General features: G+C 54.3%; 16 protein-coding genes. 15 read left to right on the top strand and 1 reads right to left on the bottom strand.

Annotation, left to right across the window (positions count from 1 at the left end; all coding sequences use genetic code 11):
• Nucleotides 1–76: 76 nt before the first annotated feature.
• Entirely contained in the window at nt 77–1,054 is a 978-nt protein-coding gene (gene pspF / locus UR289_RS05895; protein WP_320709411.1) for a phage shock protein operon transcriptional activator, read from the bottom strand.
• A gap of 166 nt (nt 1,055–1,220) precedes the next feature.
• Between pspF and pspA the strand changes: the two genes are divergently transcribed.
• From pspA to UR289_RS05820, 15 genes are all read left to right on the top strand, one after another.
• A complete protein-coding gene (gene pspA / locus UR289_RS05890; RefSeq protein ID WP_320709409.1) occupies nt 1,221–1,889 on the top strand; it encodes a phage shock protein PspA in 669 nt (222 codons plus the stop codon).
• A 49-nt stretch (nt 1,890–1,938) separates the two neighbouring features.
• A complete protein-coding gene (gene pspB, locus UR289_RS05885; RefSeq protein WP_023312045.1) occupies nt 1,939–2,163 on the top strand; it encodes an envelope stress response membrane protein PspB in 225 nt (74 codons plus the stop codon).
• Nucleotides 2,163–2,522 (top strand): envelope stress response membrane protein PspC, encoded by a 360-nt coding sequence (gene pspC / locus UR289_RS05880; RefSeq protein ID WP_023312044.1) that lies wholly within the window; start codon nt 2,163–2,165, stop codon nt 2,520–2,522. The genes pspB and pspC overlap by 1 nt, the downstream gene beginning before the upstream one ends.
• 12 nt (nt 2,523–2,534) lie before the next feature.
• A complete protein-coding gene (gene pspD / locus UR289_RS05875) occupies nt 2,535–2,759 on the top strand; it encodes a phage shock protein PspD (RefSeq protein ID WP_023312043.1) in 225 nt (74 codons plus the stop codon).
• A 197-nt stretch (nt 2,760–2,956) separates the two neighbouring features.
• On the top strand, nt 2,957–4,654 hold the full coding sequence (locus UR289_RS05870; protein WP_320709407.1) for a sugar phosphorylase: 1,698 nt from the start codon (nt 2,957–2,959) through the stop codon (nt 4,652–4,654).
• 14 nt (nt 4,655–4,668) lie between these two features.
• A complete protein-coding gene (locus UR289_RS05865; protein ID WP_320709406.1) occupies nt 4,669–5,961 on the top strand; it encodes an ABC transporter substrate-binding protein in 1,293 nt (430 codons plus the stop codon).
• Between the two features lie 22 nt (nt 5,962–5,983).
• Nucleotides 5,984–6,865: a carbohydrate ABC transporter permease gene (locus UR289_RS05860; protein ID WP_023312040.1), complete on the top strand. Its 882-nt coding sequence runs from the start codon at nt 5,984–5,986 to the stop codon at nt 6,863–6,865.
• On the top strand, nt 6,852–7,694 hold the full coding sequence (locus UR289_RS05855) for a carbohydrate ABC transporter permease (protein WP_047061003.1): 843 nt from the start codon (nt 6,852–6,854) through the stop codon (nt 7,692–7,694). Before UR289_RS05860 ends, UR289_RS05855 begins: the two co-directional genes overlap by 14 nt.
• Before the next feature lie 28 nt (nt 7,695–7,722).
• Nucleotides 7,723–8,775 (top strand): zinc-binding alcohol dehydrogenase, encoded by a 1,053-nt coding sequence (locus UR289_RS05850; RefSeq protein WP_320709403.1) that lies wholly within the window; start codon nt 7,723–7,725, stop codon nt 8,773–8,775.
• Between the two features lie 17 nt (nt 8,776–8,792).
• A complete protein-coding gene (locus UR289_RS05845) occupies nt 8,793–9,581 on the top strand; it encodes a sugar phosphate isomerase/epimerase family protein (RefSeq protein ID WP_033145723.1) in 789 nt (262 codons plus the stop codon).
• A gap of 14 nt (nt 9,582–9,595) precedes the next feature.
• Nucleotides 9,596–10,651: a Gfo/Idh/MocA family oxidoreductase gene (locus UR289_RS05840; RefSeq protein WP_320709402.1), complete on the top strand. Its 1,056-nt coding sequence runs from the start codon at nt 9,596–9,598 to the stop codon at nt 10,649–10,651.
• Nucleotides 10,645–12,924 carry a glycoside hydrolase family 65 protein gene (locus UR289_RS05835; protein WP_320709401.1) on the top strand — a complete coding sequence of 760 codons (2,280 nt, stop codon included), beginning with the start codon at nt 10,645–10,647 and terminating at the stop codon, nt 12,922–12,924. The genes UR289_RS05840 and UR289_RS05835 overlap by 7 nt, the downstream gene beginning before the upstream one ends.
• Nucleotides 12,914–13,579 carry a beta-phosphoglucomutase gene (pgmB, locus tag UR289_RS05830; protein WP_047061000.1) on the top strand — a complete coding sequence of 222 codons (666 nt, stop codon included), beginning with the start codon at nt 12,914–12,916 and terminating at the stop codon, nt 13,577–13,579. Before UR289_RS05835 ends, pgmB begins: the two co-directional genes overlap by 11 nt.
• A gap of 13 nt (nt 13,580–13,592) precedes the next feature.
• Entirely contained in the window at nt 13,593–14,675 is a 1,083-nt protein-coding gene (locus UR289_RS05825) for an ABC transporter ATP-binding protein (protein WP_087822715.1), read from the top strand.
• 66 nt (nt 14,676–14,741) lie between these two features.
• Nucleotides 14,742–15,656 carry an OmpG family monomeric porin gene (locus tag UR289_RS05820; protein ID WP_241174781.1) on the top strand — a complete coding sequence of 305 codons (915 nt, stop codon included), beginning with the start codon at nt 14,742–14,744 and terminating at the stop codon, nt 15,654–15,656.
• Nucleotides 15,657–15,658 lie beyond the last annotated feature (2 nt).

The following is a 15,658-nucleotide window of genomic DNA, read 5'->3' as shown; positions in this document are numbered from 1 at the left end:
TTTTAGGTTCGATCTGCAAAGTGTATCGCACTTACGCCTGCTTCGTAAAAATGTCTGCAGGTAAGTGCTGATATTGTCAGCGCATTTGATGCTTTTTGAGCAATGCCCTCAATTGATGGTAGGTCAGACCCAGCAGTTCAGCCGCCCGTTTCTGGTTATATTTTGCCGACTTCAGGCTTTGCTCCAGCAGCTGTTTCTCCTGATCGTTCTGGAACTGGCGTAAATCAAGGGGGAGAGTAGGGAGATCGCCTGAAGACGCTGGTGCGGACAGGGGCGCTGCGCTGCGCTGAAAAGGATCGATAATGATATTGTCCAGCTCCGTCTCGCTGCTGCCGTGGCGATAGACGGAGCGCTCCACGACGTTTTTCAGTTCACGGATATTTCCCGGCCAGTGGTAAGCCAGCAGCGTCTCCTGCGCATAATCGCTGAAGCCGGGGAACAGCGGCAGTCCGAGCTCGCGGCACATCTGAATCGCAAACTGGTCTGCCAGCAGCATGATGTCGCTTCTGCGCTCGCGCAGGGGAGGAAGTTGAACGACGTCAAAGGCCAGGCGGTCAAGCAGGTCGGCACGGAATTTCTCCTCCGCCACCATCTCCGGCAGGTTGGCGTTCGTGGCGCACACCAGGCGTACGTTAACCTGCAGCGGCTGGCTGCCGCCGACGCGCTCCAGCTCGCCGTACTCAATCACGCGCAGCAGTTTTTCCTGCACCAGCATGGGCGCGGTGGCCAGTTCATCCAGAAACAGCGTACCGCCGTCGGCGCGCTCAAAGCGTCCGGGATGGCGTTTCTGGGCACCGGTAAACGCCCCCGCTTCATGGCCGAAGAGCTCGGTGTCGAGCAGGTTTTCATTCAGCGCCGCGCAGTTAAGGGAAATGAAGGGGCCATCCCAGCGCCCGGAGAGGTAATGCAGACGGTTGGCTATCAGCTCTTTCCCCGTTCCGCGTTCACCGACGATCAGCACCGGTTTATTGAGCGGCGCCAGGCGAGAGACCTGTTCCAGCACTTCGAGAAAGCTGTTTGCTTCGCCGAGTAAATTGTCTTTGTATCCGGGCATGATGAAATTAACCACTCCTTAGCGATATTCACCAGGGAAGAATAGTCCGTTGCTGCGCAAAAATCAATCAGGCTCTGTAAAATCAATAAGATAAAAACCTGGCATGATGTTTGTATTAGCAGTACAGCAGGGCATCGCCCGATAACAGAACTATGAGGATTTGATTATGGGTATTTTTTCTCGTTTTGCCGACATCGTGAACGCCAACATCAACTCACTGCTTGAGAAAGCGGAAGATCCGCAGAAGCTGGTCCGCCTGATGATTCAGGAGATGGAAGACACGCTGGTTGAAGTGCGTTCAACCTCCGCCCGCGCGCTGGCGGAGAAAAAACAGCTTACGCGTCGTATTGAACAGGCAATCGCTCAGCTGAACGAATGGCAGGAAAAAGCGGAGCTGGCGCTGCGTAAAGACAAAGAGGATCTGGCCCGTGCGGCGCTGATCGAAAAACAGAAGCTGGCTGATATGGTCGCGACGCTCGAGCATGAAGTCACGCTGGTGGATGACACGCTCACCCGTATGAAGAAAGAGATTGGTGAGCTTGAAAATAAACTTAACGAAACCCGCGCGCGTCAGCAGGCGCTGACCCTGCGTCACCAGGCGGCAAGCTCTTCCCGCGACGTGCGTCGTCAGCTGGACAGCGGTAAGCTTGATGAAGCGATGGCGCGTTTTGAATCGTTTGAACGTCGTATCGACCACATGGAAGCGGAAGCCGAAAGCCACGGCATCGGCAAGCAGAAGTCGCTGGATCAACAGTTCGCCGATCTGAAGGCTGATGATGAAATCAGCGAGCAGCTGGCGGCACTGAAAGCCAAAATGAAGCAAGACAACCAATAATAATTCCTGCGGCACCTGAGCGTGCCGCATCATAAGACAAGGAGTACACATGAGCGCGCTTTTTCTGGCCATTCCCCTGACAATTTTCGTGCTGTTCGTTTTGCCGATTTGGCTATGGCTGCACTACAGCAACCGTTCTTCTCGGGGCGAACTCTCCCAGAGTGAACAACAGCGTCTGGTACAGCTCTCCGACGAGGCGAACAAAATGCGCGAACGCATTCAGGCGCTGGAAGCCATCCTGGATGCTGAGCATCCAAACTGGAGGGACCGTTAATGTCTGGACTGAATCTGAACAAAAAGCTGTGGCGTATTCCACAGCAGGGCATGGTGCGCGGCGTTTGTGCCGGGCTGGCTCACTATCTTGATGTCCCGGTCAAACTGGTCCGCGTGGTCGCGGTGCTATCGATCTTCTTTGGCCTGGCGTTTATTACCCTGGTGGCATACATCGTCCTGTCGTTTGTTCTTGACCCGATGCCCGAAGGAGAACTGGCTGCGGAGGGAGCCCCGACCAGCAGCGATCTTCTCAATGCCGTTGATGAGCAACTCGCCGCTGGTGAGAAGCGGCTACGGGAAATGGAACGCTATGTCACGTCGGATACCTTTACGCTGAGAAGTCGCTTTCGTCAGCTTTAAGAGAGAGATGAGATGAAACAACACTGGCAACAGGCCGGTCAGAAGGTAAAACCCGGCCTGAAAATCGCAGGTAAACTGGTCCTGCTGACCGCGTTACGGTTCGGCCCGGCAGGTGTGGCGGGTTGGGCGATCAAATCCGTTGCCCGCAAGCCGGTCAGAATGGTGCTGGCCGTGGCGCTCGAACCGCTGCTGCAAAAGGTGGCAAAACGGCTATCTCGCCGCTACTTATCCCAATAATTCCCGCTGGCGTTAGCCCTTTCCCTGACGGGGGAGGGACTGGCGACGGTTAACCGCATTTCCTCTTTTCCCGGTTCTTTCTTTGCGGCAGCTCACAATATTGCGCTGAGCTGCTTTGCAATCACCTTTTTCTCCTTTCTGGTCCGTTGACAGATATTTTTCATGGGAGTAGATTGCCACTCCGTGGGACCGCTACCATGGAAAATGAAATGAATACAAAAATTAAAGAACTCATTAATATTGTTTACGGGGAAACGTTTTCTGACGCCCATCTTAATGTGCTGCTGGAAAATATTGGAAATGCCGCTTCTGTTATTACGGAAAAACGTAAAACGGGTTGGGATGAAAAAGACGTTGTCCTGATTACCTATGCCGATCAGTTTTCAGCGAAAGGGGAGAAGGCGCTACCGGTGTTTACACGTTTTTATAACAGGTGGCTTTCTCGTTCTTTTTCTCATGTTCATCTCTTGCCTTTTTATCCATGGTCTTCGGACGACGGTTTTTCTGTTATCGATTATCACGAGGTTGCACCGGAAACCGGAACGTGGCGAGACGTTGCTGAATTAAAACAGTCAGCCAGTTTAATGTTCGATTTCGTATGCAACCATATGTCAGCCAAAAGCAAATGGTTCGCTAATTACCTGAAGCAAATGCCAGGATATGAAGATTTCTTTATTTCTGTCGATCCTGAAACAGACTTATCCGCGGTGACGCGTCCGCGTGCCTTACCGCTTCTTACACCTTTCACGCTGCATGACGGCAGCGTGCGACACCTGTGGACCACCTTCAGCGAGGACCAGGTCGATCTCAATTTCGCCTCTCCGCAGGTGCTGATCGCGATGGTTGACGTGCTGCTGCATTACCTGATTGAAGGGGCGCGATACATTCGTCTGGATGCGGTGGGATTCATGTGGAAAATACCCGGAACAAACTGCATCCACCTTGAGCAAACCCACCAGCTCATCCAGCTTTTCCGCGCGATTACCGAGGCTGTCGCCCCTGGAACGGTGATTGTTACCGAGACGAACGTTCCGCATAAAGATAACGTTGCTTACTTCGGTGACGGCGAAAATGAAGCGCAGATGGTTTATCAGTTCTCTTTGCCCCCGCTGGTGCTGCATGCGGTGCATTCTCAGGACGTCCGGACGCTGAGCCAGTGGGCAGCGTCGCTGACGTTGCCTTCCACGAAAACCACCTGGTTTAACTTCCTGGCCTCGCATGACGGGATTGGTCTGAATCCGTTACGCGGAATTTTACCCGAGTCGGAAATCCTCTCGCTTGTGGAAAAACTTCAGGCTGAAGGGGCGTTGGTTAACTGGAAAAATAACCCGGATGGTACACGCAGTCCTTATGAAATTAATGTGACCTATCTGGATGCTTTAAGTACGCGTGACGGTCTTGATAGCGATCGGATTGCCCGGTTTATTCTGGCGCATGCCGTCCTTTTAAGCTTCCCCGGCGTGCCTGCGGTTTATATCCAGAGCATTCTCGGTTCCCATAATGATTATGCAGGTGTTGAACGCCTGGGATATAACCGTGCGATTAATCGTGAGAAATACACGGCAGGGCAAATTGATAGCCTGCTTGAAGATAAAAATAGCCTGCGTTCTCAGATCTATTGCTCGTTAAGCCAGTTAATCGCGCTGCGTCGGGCGGAGAAAGCATTCCATCCTGACAGTGAAGCTTATTTCAGTGCGTCAGGTAAACATGTTTTAAAAATCGTTCGCGTGGCGGATTGTGGTGAGAAAGTAACGGCGCTGTTTAATTTCAGTGATGGCATTCAAACGATGGAATCCGATATTCATTCCGGAACGGAGTTGATTTCCGGGAAAGATATTACAGATAAAACGCTGACCCTATATCCATGGCAGGTGTTGTGGATTAAAGAAAACTAAAAAGGACCTTAAAAATGAAAATGCCCAGAATTGTGCTGATTTCAGCACTGGTTTCGTGCGCCTTGTTATCAGGGTGCAAGGACGACAAAAAGTCTGCTGTCACTATTGAGTTTATGCACTCGTCAGTCGAGCAGGAGCGCCAGGCGGTTATCACGAAGCTTATCGAAAAGTTCGAGAAAGAGAACCCAGGCATCACGGTGAAACAGGTGCCGGTCGAAGAGGATGCCTACAACACCAAGGTTATTACGCTCGCCAGAACGGGCGCGCTGCCAGAGGTGATTGAAGTCAGCCATGACTACGCGAAAGTCATGGACAAGGAACAGCTGCTGGATCGCAAAGCTATCGGCGAAGCCATTAAAGCGGTAGGCGAGGACACCTTCTATGACGGCATCTTGCGTGTTGTTCGTACGGAAGACGGTTCTGCCTGGACGGGTGTGCCAGTCAGCGCCTGGCTATCCGGCGTCTGGTATCACAAAGATGCACTGGCTGCGGCGGGTATCCAGGAGCCGCATAACTGGGCGCAGCTGCTGAAAGCCAGCCAGAGCCTTAACGACCCGGCCAAAAAACATTACGGCATTGCGCTGCCCACCGCCGAAAGCGTGATGACGGAGCAGGCATTCTCCCAGTTTGCGCTTTCCGGCGGCGCGAACGTTTTTGATGCCAAAGGGAACGTCAACATCGATACCCCTGAAATGGCAAAAGCCCTGGCGTTTTATAAAGATCTGGCCGCGACCACCATGCCGGGTTCAAACGACGTCATGGAGATCAAAGATGCCTTCATGAACGGTTCTGCGCCGATGGCGGTTTACTCCACCTACATCCTTCCGGCGGTATTCCAGGACGGAAACCCTGCCAACCTGGGCTTCGTCGTCCCAACAGAAACCTCTTCTGCCGTTTACGGCATGGTCACGTCGCTGACGATTACCACCGGTCAAACCGAAGATGAGACCCAGGCGGCTGAAAAGTTTGTGACCTGGATGGAGCAGGCTCAAAACGCAACCGACTGGGTCATGATGTCGCCCGGCGCGGCACTGCCGGTGAACAAGCTGGTGGTGGGCACCGATACCTGGAAAAACAACGATGTGATTAAAGCGTTTGGGCAACTGCCTTACGAACTGATTGCGCAGTTCCCGAATGTGCAGGTATTTGGCGCCGTGGGCGACAAAAACTTCACACGCATGGGCGATGTTACCGGGTCCGGCATCATCAGTTCCATGGTGCATAACGTCACGGTGGGGAAAAAAGATCTCAGCAACACGCTTAGTAACAGCCAGAAGCGTGTGACCGATCTGATTTCACAACGATAGGAGCGCTCTGCGGAAGGAAATTATGAAGACGTTGTTTTCTGGTCGTTCAGATATGCCTTTCGCCATGCTGCTGTTGGCCCCCAGCTTGATTTTGCTGGGGGGCCTGGTGGCCTGGCCAATGATTTCCAATATTGAAATCAGTTTCTTACGTCTGCCGCTTAACCCGCGCATTAGCGCTGTGTTTGTCGGGCTGGATAATTACATTCGCATTCTCAGTGATGCGGCATTCTGGCACTCGCTGTGGATGACGTTCTGGTACACCGCGCTGGTGGTGATCGGCAGCACGGGGTTGGGGCTGGCGGTGGCGATCTTCTTTAACCGTGAATTCCGTCTGCGGAAAACGGCACGTTCACTGGTGATTTTGTCCTACGTCACCCCGTCCATTTCGCTGGTGTTTGCATGGAAATACATGTTCAACAACGGCTACGGCATTGTGAACTATCTGGGCGTTGACCTGCTGCATCTGTATGACCAGGCGCCGCTGTGGTTCGACAATCCTGGCAGCAGCTTTGTGCTGGTGGTGCTGTTCGCCATCTGGCGCTACTTCCCGTACGCGTTCATTTCGTTCCTCGCGATTTTGCAGACCATTGATAAGTCGCTGTATGAAGCGGCGGAAATGGACGGCGCGAATGCCTGGCAGCGTTTTCGAATCGTTACGCTGCCCGCGATTATGCCGGTGCTGGCAACGGTGGTGACGCTCCGCACTATCTGGATGTTCTACATGTTTGCGGATGTCTACCTGTTGACGACCAAGGTCGATATTTTGGGCGTCTACCTCTACAAAACCGCATTCGCTTTCAACGATTTGGGTAAGGCTGCGGCGATCTCTGTCGTGCTGTTCGTGATCATCTTCGCGGTGATTCTGCTGACCAGAAAAAGGGTAAACCTCAATGGCAACAAATAAACGCGTACTGAGCCGTATTGGTTTTTATCTCGGGCTGGCGGTGTTTCTGGTCATCACGCTGTTCCCGTTCTTCGTGATGCTGATGACGTCATTTAAGAGCGCGAAAGAGGCGATATCGCTTAACCCGACCATTTTGCCGCAGGCGTGGACGCTTCAGCATTACGTCGACATCTTTAATCCGCTGATTTTCCCGTTCGTGGACTATTTCAAAAACAGCATGGTGGTGTCGCTGATCTCCTCGGTAATTGCCGTATTTCTCGGCACGCTGGGGGCTTACGCCCTGTCCAAACTGCGTTTTAAGGGCCGCACGACGATCAATGCGAGTTTCTACACCGTCTACATGTTCTCCGGGATATTGCTGGTGGTGCCGCTGTTCAAAATCATCACTGCCCTTGGGATCTACGACACCGAGCTGGCGCTGATTATCACCATGGTGACCCAAACGTTACCGACAGCGGTGTTCATGCTGCGCAGCTATTTCGACACCATCCCGGACGAAATCGAAGAAGCCGCGATGATGGACGGCCTTAACCGCCTGCAAATCATCTTTCGCATCACCGTGCCGCTGGCGATTTCCGGGCTCGTGTCGGTGTTTGTCTACTGCTTCATGGTGGCGTGGAACGACTATCTGTTTGCGTCCATTTTCCTGTCCAGCGCCAGCCATTTCACCTTGCCGGTTGGGCTGAACACGCTCTTTAGCACGCCAGATTATATCTGGGGTCGCATGATGGCGGCATCGCTGGTGACGGCGCTTCCGGTTGTCATCATGTACGCCCTGTCTGAACGTTTTATTAAAAGTGGTTTGACCGCCGGTGGCGTGAAGGGCTGAGGCGGCCAATTTTAACAAGGAGTCAGTCATGAAAAAATTAGTTGCGACAGCGCCTCGTGTAGCGGCGCTGGTGGAATATGAAGATCGTCCGGTTGCCGTCCATGAAGTGAAAATTCGCGCCCGCTTTGGCGCGCCTAAACACGGTACCGAAGTGGTGGATTTCCGCGCCGCCAGTCCGTTTATTGACGAAGAGTTCAACGCGGAGTGGCAGATGTTCACGCCGCGTGAAGAGGGGGCGGCCCGCGGGATCGAATTCGGTAAGTTCCAGCTGGGCAATATGATTGTTGGCGAGATTATCGAATGCGGTGCTGATGTCACGGAATACCAGATCGGCGACAGCGTCTGCTGCTACGCACCGCTGCAGGAAACGGTGATCGTTAACGCGGTGAATAACTATAAGCTGCGCAAAATGCCGCAGGGCGCCTCCTGGAAAAACGCTGTTTGCTACGATCCGGCGCAGTTCGCCATGAGCGGCGTGCGTGATGCCAACGTTCGCGTGGGCGACTTTGTTGTCGTGGTCGGTCTGGGAGCCATTGGGCAAATTGCGATCCAGCTGGCCAAAAAAGCCGGTGCGTCAATCGTCATCGGCGTCGACCCTATCGAACACCGCTGTGAGATTGCCCGCCGTCATGGGGCAGACCACTGTCTGAACCCAATCGGCACCGATGTCGGTCTGGAAATCAAAAAGCTGACCGGGAAGCAGGGCGCGGACGTGATCATCGAAACCAGCGGCTTTGCAGATGCGCTGCAGTCCGCGCTGCGCGGGCTCGCCTATGGCGGCACTATCTCCTACGTAGCCTTCGCGAAACCGTTCGCGGAAGGCTTTAACCTCGGCCGCGAAGCGCATTTCAATAACGCGAAGATTGTCTTCTCCCGCGCCTGTAGCGAACCCAACCCGGATTACCCGCGCTGGAACCGTAAACGTATTGAAGAGACCTGCTGGGAACTGCTGATGAACGGCTATCTAAATTGTGAAGATCTCATCGACCCGGTCGTCACCTTCACCACCAGCCCGGAAAGCTACATGAAGTTTGTCGATCAGCACCCGGAACTGAGCATCAAAATGGGCGTCACTTTTTAAGCTAAGGAAAGCAAAACATGAAAATCGCAACACAAAATCAGGCCTTTTTCCCGGTCAATATCATGGAGAAATTCCAGTACATCAAAGCGATGGGTTTTGATGGCTACGAAATTGACGGCAAGCTGCTGGTGGAAAACCTCGCCGAGGTAAAAGCGGCGATTAAGGCCACCGGTCTGCCGGTGACGACGGCCTGCGGCGGATACGATGGCTGGATAGGCGACTTCATCGAAGAACGTCGTCTGAACGGGTTAAAGCAGATTGAACGTATCCTGGAAGCGCTGGCTGAAGTGGGCGGCAAGGGCATTATCGTGCCTGCTGCCTGGGGAATGTTTACCTTCCGTCTGCCGCCAATGACCTCTCCACGCAGCCTGGACGGTGACCGCAAAGCCGTAAGCGCCTCCCTGCGCTGGCTGGATGAGGTGGCGGCGCGCACCGGAACGACCGTCTATCTGGAGCCGCTGAACCGCTATCAGGATCACATGATCAACACCCTGGCTGACGCGCGTCGCTATATCGAAGAGAACGGCCTGAAGCACGTGCAGATCATCGGCGATTTCTATCATATGAACATCGAAGAAGACTCGCTGACGGATGCGCTGCATCAGCACCGCGATCTGCTGGGCCATGTGCACATTGCAGATAACCACCGCTACCAGCCGGGCAGCGGCAGCCTCGATTTTGCCAGCCTTTTCGATCGGCTGCGTGCGGATAACTACCGGGGTTACGTGGTGTATGAGTGCCGTGTTCGCGCCGAGGATCCGGCTCAGGCATACCGGGATTCGCTCACTTACTTGCGTAAATGCTAAGGATGACGAGCGTGATGAGTGCTTCTATACCTTCGCCTCTGCGCGTCGCCATCATTGGCGCCGGGCAGGTCGCGGATAAAGTGCATGCCTCGTATTACGCCACGCGCAGTGATGTTCAGATGGTGGCTGTCATGGACAGCCATCCTGAACAGGCTCGGGCGTTTGCGGAACGTCATGGTATTCACTCGATATGGCAGGATGCGCGAGAGATGCTCGAGGCGGTTAAGCCGGATATGGTGAGCGTCTGTTCGCCTAACCGGTTCCATTTCGGGCACGTCATGGCCGCGCTGGAAGCAGGCTGCCACGTGATGTGTGAAAAACCGCCTGCTATGACGCCGCAGGAGGCCGATCGGATGCGCATGGCCGCGCGCAAGGCGGGAAAAGTGCTGGCGTATGATTTTCACCATCGTTTTGCTCTCGATACGCAACTGCTGCGTGAAGCTGTGATAAAGGGGGAACTGGGCGAAATTTATTACACCACGGCGCAGGCGCTACGCCGCTGCGGGGTTCCCGGCTGGGGCGTCTTTACCAACAAAACGCTTCAGGGCGGCGGGCCGCTGATTGATATCGGCATCCATATGCTCGATGCCGCGATGTACGTGCTGGGGTTCCCGGCGGTAAAAAAGGTGACGGCACACAGCTTCCAGAGGCTGGGAAACCGTAAAAGCAGCGGCCAATTTGGCGAGTGGGATCCCACGCAGTTTACCGTTGAAGATGCCCTGTTTGGCACCATTGAGTTCTGCAACGGCGGCATTCTGCGTCTGGACACGTCGTTTGCGCTCAATATCCGTGAACAATCCATCATGAACGTCGCATTCTGCGGTGAAAAGGCTGGCGCCATGCTGTTCCCGGCGCACATCTACAACGACGAAGCCGGGACTTTAGTCACCCTCACGCAGCGTGAAGAGGCTGACGACCAGCGTCATATGCGCAGTATGGATGCCTTTGTGCGGCATGTGCAGGGAGAGCCCGTCATGATCGCTGATGCGGAGCAGGGGCTGGTTATCCAGCAGCTTGTCGCCGCGCTGTATGAATCAGCAGAAACAGGGGAAAGCGTGACGATATGCTAAACGTGTCTGTATTAACCGACCCGGGCTTTTGTCCACACAGCCTGAATAAATACGCCTCCATCATGGCCTGCGGTAATGGCTACATGGGGATCCGCGCTGCGCACGAAGAAGATTACACCCAGCAAACCAGAGGCATGTATCTTGCGGGCCTCTATCATCGTGCTGGTCGCAACGAGACCACTGAGCTGATCAATCTGCCGGATATCATCGGTATCGATGTTGAGCTGGATGGCTTCAATTTCACGCTCCTGTCAGGCGAAATCCTCGAGTGGCAGCGCGAGCTGGCGTTTGCTAATGGCGAGCTTCGTCGCAGCGTCGTCTGGCGCTCGCCTGACGGGAAACGCTATCGTCTGGAGAGCCGTCGTTTTGTGTCGCTGGACCAGTTGCCCTTAGTGGCCATGCAGCTTTCGATTACACCGCTCGATACCGCCACGCAGGCCGTGGTGCAAACCGGCATTGACGCAACGCAAACGAACAGCGGCAGACAGCATCTGGATGAAATGTCGGTCAGAGTGTTCGACCAGCAATATATGCAGGGCGTGTATGAAACGCAGGACCGCGCGTCTGAGATTGTTGTTTCAGCATATTGTCAGCTCTCCGCGAAGAGCGATAGCTGTTTCACCGCCAAAAATCGTCGTCTCAGCGTTCATCATTCGCTGACGATTGCTAAGGGTGACACTGTCACGCTTGAAAAAATCGTCTGGGTGGCACATCGCAGTGATAAAGCACTGTCGCAGGCCTCGTTCGCCCGAAACGCGCTGGCCGATCTTAAGGTCTGTGCGGCAAGAGGCTACGACGCCTTGCTTGAGAGTTCGGCGTGTGCCTGGCAAGAGGTCTGGTGCGATGCTCGGGTGGAGGTGGAGTCTACGGAACATCAGGATCAGATGGCGCTGGATTACGCCGTCTGGCATTTGACGACCATGACGCCAGCCCATGATGAGCGAAGCAGTATCGCCGCCAAAGGGCTGACGGGCGAGGGGTATAAAGGCCACGTCTTCTGGGATACCGAAATTTTCCTGCTGCCTTTCCATCTCTTCACCCGGCCTCAAATCGCCCGTAGCCTGCTGCGCTATCGTTGGCTCAACCTGGCCGGGGCGCGGGAAAAAGCCCGTCGCAACGGCTGGCCCGGCGCGTTGTTCCCATGGGAAAGCGCCGCCAGCGGGCTGGAAGAGACGCCGGAGTTCGCGGCTATCAACATCCGAACCGGCACGCGCCAGAAGGTGGCCTCCGCGCTGGCGGAACACCACATCGTGGCGGACATTGCTTGGGCCGTCGTCGCTTACTGGCAGGCGACGCAGGATGAGACCTTTATGCGAAACGAAGGCCTGACGCTGCTGATGGAAACCGCCGCGTTCTGGATGGGCCGCGCGACGGAAATTAATGGTCGTCTCGAAATCCATGACGTTATCGGACCGGACGAATACACCGAGCATGTGAACAACAACGCGTATACCAACTATCTGGCCTGGCACAACGTCGCCTGCGCTCGCCAGTTTATGGCGATGTTTGGGCGCGAGGATGAAGGTTTTACGCAGAAAGCGACACGGTTCCTGACGTGCTTATGGCTGCCGGAGGCCAATCCAGACGGTGTGATCCCGCAGGATGATACCTTCATGGCCAAACCGGCCATCGATCTCAGCCGCTACAAAGCCAAAGCGGGTAAGCAGACCATTCTGCTCGATTATTCCCGCGCGGAAGTCAACGACATGCAGATCCTTAAGCAGGCTGATGTGGTGATGCTTACCTACCTGTTGCCGGAGCGGTTTACCCCGCAGCAGTGTGCCGCCAATCTGGCGTTCTATGAGCCCCGCACGATCCATGACTCTTCGCTGAGCAAGGCCATTCACGGCATTGTGACTGCCCGCTGTGGTGACGTCGAAGGTGCCTACGCCTTCTGGCGCGATGGCGTCGCTATCGATCTTGGGGACGACCCGCACAGCTGCGATGACGGAATTCACGCCGCTGCGACCGGCGCTATCTGGTCCGGCGTCATTCAGGGCTTTGCCGGTATGCAGATAGTGGATGGGGAGCTGCATCTTTCGCCCAGGTTGCCGGCCCACTGGCGAAGACTGGCATTCCCGCTGCGCTGGCGAAATGCAACGCTGCACTTCACCTGTGAAAACGAGGTGTTAACCATTGAAGCTTCGGCACCTTCCATGTTGACGCTGTGGGGCAAGACGCTACACATATCGGGGCGGACAGTTTGCGCTTATAAGGATTTTCTTGCACCTGTTAATGGGACCGCTACCACGGAGGGGCGCCATGACGCTTAAGGCGGTTGTATTCGATCTGGACGGTGTGATCACCGATACCGCACACCTCCATTTTCTGGCCTGGCGTGCAGTGGCGGATGAAATCGGCATCACCTTCGACGAAGTATTTAACGAACAGCTGAAGGGCATTAGCCGCATGGATTCCCTGCAGCGCATCCTGAAGCATGGCGGGAAAGAGGGGATGTTCAGCCATGAGCAGTGCCTCGCGCTGGCGACGAAAAAGAACGCGCTCTATGTCCAGTCTCTGGCGTCGCTGACGGAGGATTCACTGCTTCCGGGTATTCGCGACGTCCTGGCGGATATCCGTGCGGCGAAGGTCAAAATTGGGCTCGCCTCCGTATCCCTGAATGCCCCGGGGATCCTGCACGCGCTGGGCATTCATCAGGCCTTCGATTTTTGCGCCGATGCTTCCCGTATTCGCCGCTCAAAGCCAGACCCGGAGATCTTCCTTGCTGCCTGTGCAGGCCTGAATGTGCGTCCTGACGAGGCTATAGGTATCGAAGATGCACCTGCAGGCGTTGAGGCGATCAACGCGGCGGGAATGCTATCGGTTGGGATTGGATCTGGCCTGAACCATGCGGGTTTACAACTTCATTCAACGCGGGAACTGACCTGGAAATGCCTGACCGAGTTTTGGGCATCCCGGACGTATTGATAAGGAATTAACAATGGCTCAACTGTCCCTGAAACACATTCAGAAAATCTATGATAACCAGGTCCACGTGGTTAAGGATTTCAGTCTCGAAATAGAAGACAAGGAGTTCATCGTCTTCGTCGGGCCTTCGGGCTGCGGGAAATCCACGACGCTGCGCATGATTGCCGGTCTGGAGGAGATCAGCGCGGGTGAACTGATTATTGACGGGGTGTGCATGAATGACGTGCCCGCCAAGTCACGCGATATCGCGATGGTGTTCCAGAACTATGCGCTTTATCCGCATATGACGGTCTACGACAACATGGCGTTCGGCCTGAAGATGCAAAAAATTGCGCCTGTGGTTATCGACGAGCGCGTTAACTGGGCGGCACAGATCCTCGGATTACGCGAGTACCTCAAGCGTAAACCGGGCGCGCTGTCCGGCGGCCAGCGACAGCGCGTGGCGTTGGGCAGGGCGATCGTGCGCGAAGCGGGCGTGTTCCTGATGGATGAACCGCTCTCCAACCTTGATGCCAAGCTTCGCGTGCAGATGCGGGCTGAAATCAGCAAGTTGCACCAGAAGCTCAACACCACGATGATTTACGTGACTCACGACCAGACGGAAGCCATGACGATGGCGACCCGAATCGTGATCTTAAAAGACGGCATTATTCAGCAGGTTGGCGCTCCGAAGCAGGTGTACAACGAACCGGCAAACGTGTTTGTTGCTGGGTTTATCGGATCGCCAGCCATGAACTTTATTCGCGGTGCTATCGACGATCGCTATTTCGTCACGGAAACGCTGCGTCTGGCGATCCCGGAAGACAAGCTCGCTTCACTGAATGCCGCAGGGTATCAGCGCAAAGCGGTGGTATTTGGGATCCGCCCGGAAGATATTCTCACTCTGCAGAGCAGTGGTAAAAATATCGCGGCGAAAGTCAGCGTAGCCGAACTGACCGGCGCAGAATTTATGCTTTACGCCACCGTTGGCGGTCATGAGCTGGTGGTTCGCGCTGGCGCGGCGAATGATTATGCCGCAGGGGATAATATCAATATCCAGTTCGATATGAATAAGTGCCATTTCTTCGACGCTGAAACCGAAGCGGCTATTAGATAAGAAAGGTGTTCGCCGGAAATGAAAATTTCCGGTTTTTTTGTTTGTTACTTATAAAGGGAAAATTAAATGAGTACTCTACTAAGAAGTGCTGCGCTCGTTCTGTGCGCAGGAGTTAGCTGTGCACAAGCATCAGAAGCAGCTAAACAGTGGGAATTTAATATTGGCGCAATGTATGAAATCGAAAACGTTGAGGGGCAGGGCGACGATAAAGATGGATTATATGAACCTTCCGTATGGTTCAATGCAACCTGGGATGCGTGGACTATTTCGCTGGCGATGTATCAGGAGGGGCCGGTTGATTACAGTAGTATGACCCGTGGAACCTATTTCGATCGTCCTGAATTTCAATTACGCTATCGCTTTATCGGAACCGATAATTTCACCTTCGGTCTGACCGGCGGTTTCCGTAATTATGGTTATCACTTTAAAGATGAGCACGGTGCCAAAGACGGCAGCGCTAATATGCAGCGCTACAAAGTTCAGCCTGACTGGGATATTAAATTAACCGACGACTGGCGTTTTGGCGGCTGGTTTGCCATGTATCAGTTTGCTAACGATCTGCAAAAAACCGGCTATGCTGACAGCCGCGTTGAAACCGAAACGGGCTTTACCTGGACCATTAACAAAACCTTTGCTGCTAAAGTGAATTATTATTTAGAGCGCGGCTTCAATATGGACAGTTCCCGTAATAACGGCGAGTTTTCTACTCAGGAAATTCGTGCCTATCTGCCTATTTCGTTAGGCCAGACCACCTTAACGCCTTATACCCGCCTGGGGCTCGATCGCTGGTCTAACTGGGACTGGCAGGACGATCCTGAGCGTGAAGGACACGATTTCAACCGACTCGGTCTCCTCTACGCTTACGATTTCAACAATGGTTTATCCATGACGCTGGAATACGCCTATGAGTGGGAAAACCACGATGAAGGCGAAAGCGACCGCTTCCACTATGCGGGGGTTGGCGTAAACTACGCGTTCTGACC

The sequence above is a fragment of the Enterobacter sp. 302C9 genome, assembly GCF_034106085.1.
Taxonomy (GTDB): domain Bacteria; phylum Pseudomonadota; class Gammaproteobacteria; order Enterobacterales; family Enterobacteriaceae; genus Enterobacter; species Enterobacter asburiae_B.
This window is presented reverse-complemented; position numbering and strand designations above follow the sequence as displayed.

What these genes read in the sequence shown, in the direction of transcription:
- UR289_RS05870 (WP_320709407.1), top strand. Translation starts at nt 2,957, where the DNA reads ATGGAAAATGAAATGAATACAAAAATTAAAGAACTCATTAATATTGTT.
- UR289_RS05825 (WP_087822715.1), top strand. Translation starts at nt 13,593, where the DNA reads ATGGCTCAACTGTCCCTGAAACACATTCAGAAAATCTATGATAACCAG.
- pspF (WP_320709411.1), bottom strand. Translation starts at nt 1,054, where the DNA reads ATGCCCGGATACAAAGACAATTTACTCGGCGAAGCAAACAGCTTTCTC.
- UR289_RS05845 (WP_033145723.1), top strand. Translation starts at nt 8,793, where the DNA reads ATGAAAATCGCAACACAAAATCAGGCCTTTTTCCCGGTCAATATCATG.
- UR289_RS05860 (WP_023312040.1), top strand. Translation starts at nt 5,984, where the DNA reads ATGAAGACGTTGTTTTCTGGTCGTTCAGATATGCCTTTCGCCATGCTG.
- pspD (WP_023312043.1), top strand. Translation starts at nt 2,535, where the DNA reads ATGAAACAACACTGGCAACAGGCCGGTCAGAAGGTAAAACCCGGCCTG.
- UR289_RS05840 (WP_320709402.1), top strand. Translation starts at nt 9,596, where the DNA reads ATGAGTGCTTCTATACCTTCGCCTCTGCGCGTCGCCATCATTGGCGCC.
- pspB (WP_023312045.1), top strand. Translation starts at nt 1,939, where the DNA reads ATGAGCGCGCTTTTTCTGGCCATTCCCCTGACAATTTTCGTGCTGTTC.
- UR289_RS05835 (WP_320709401.1), top strand. Translation starts at nt 10,645, where the DNA reads ATGCTAAACGTGTCTGTATTAACCGACCCGGGCTTTTGTCCACACAGC.
- UR289_RS05820 (WP_241174781.1), top strand. Translation starts at nt 14,742, where the DNA reads ATGAGTACTCTACTAAGAAGTGCTGCGCTCGTTCTGTGCGCAGGAGTT.
- pspC (WP_023312044.1), top strand. Translation starts at nt 2,163, where the DNA reads ATGTCTGGACTGAATCTGAACAAAAAGCTGTGGCGTATTCCACAGCAG.
- UR289_RS05865 (WP_320709406.1), top strand. Translation starts at nt 4,669, where the DNA reads ATGAAAATGCCCAGAATTGTGCTGATTTCAGCACTGGTTTCGTGCGCC.
- UR289_RS05855 (WP_047061003.1), top strand. Translation starts at nt 6,852, where the DNA reads ATGGCAACAAATAAACGCGTACTGAGCCGTATTGGTTTTTATCTCGGG.
- pspA (WP_320709409.1), top strand. Translation starts at nt 1,221, where the DNA reads ATGGGTATTTTTTCTCGTTTTGCCGACATCGTGAACGCCAACATCAAC.
- pgmB (WP_047061000.1), top strand. Translation starts at nt 12,914, where the DNA reads ATGACGCTTAAGGCGGTTGTATTCGATCTGGACGGTGTGATCACCGAT.
- UR289_RS05850 (WP_320709403.1), top strand. Translation starts at nt 7,723, where the DNA reads ATGAAAAAATTAGTTGCGACAGCGCCTCGTGTAGCGGCGCTGGTGGAA.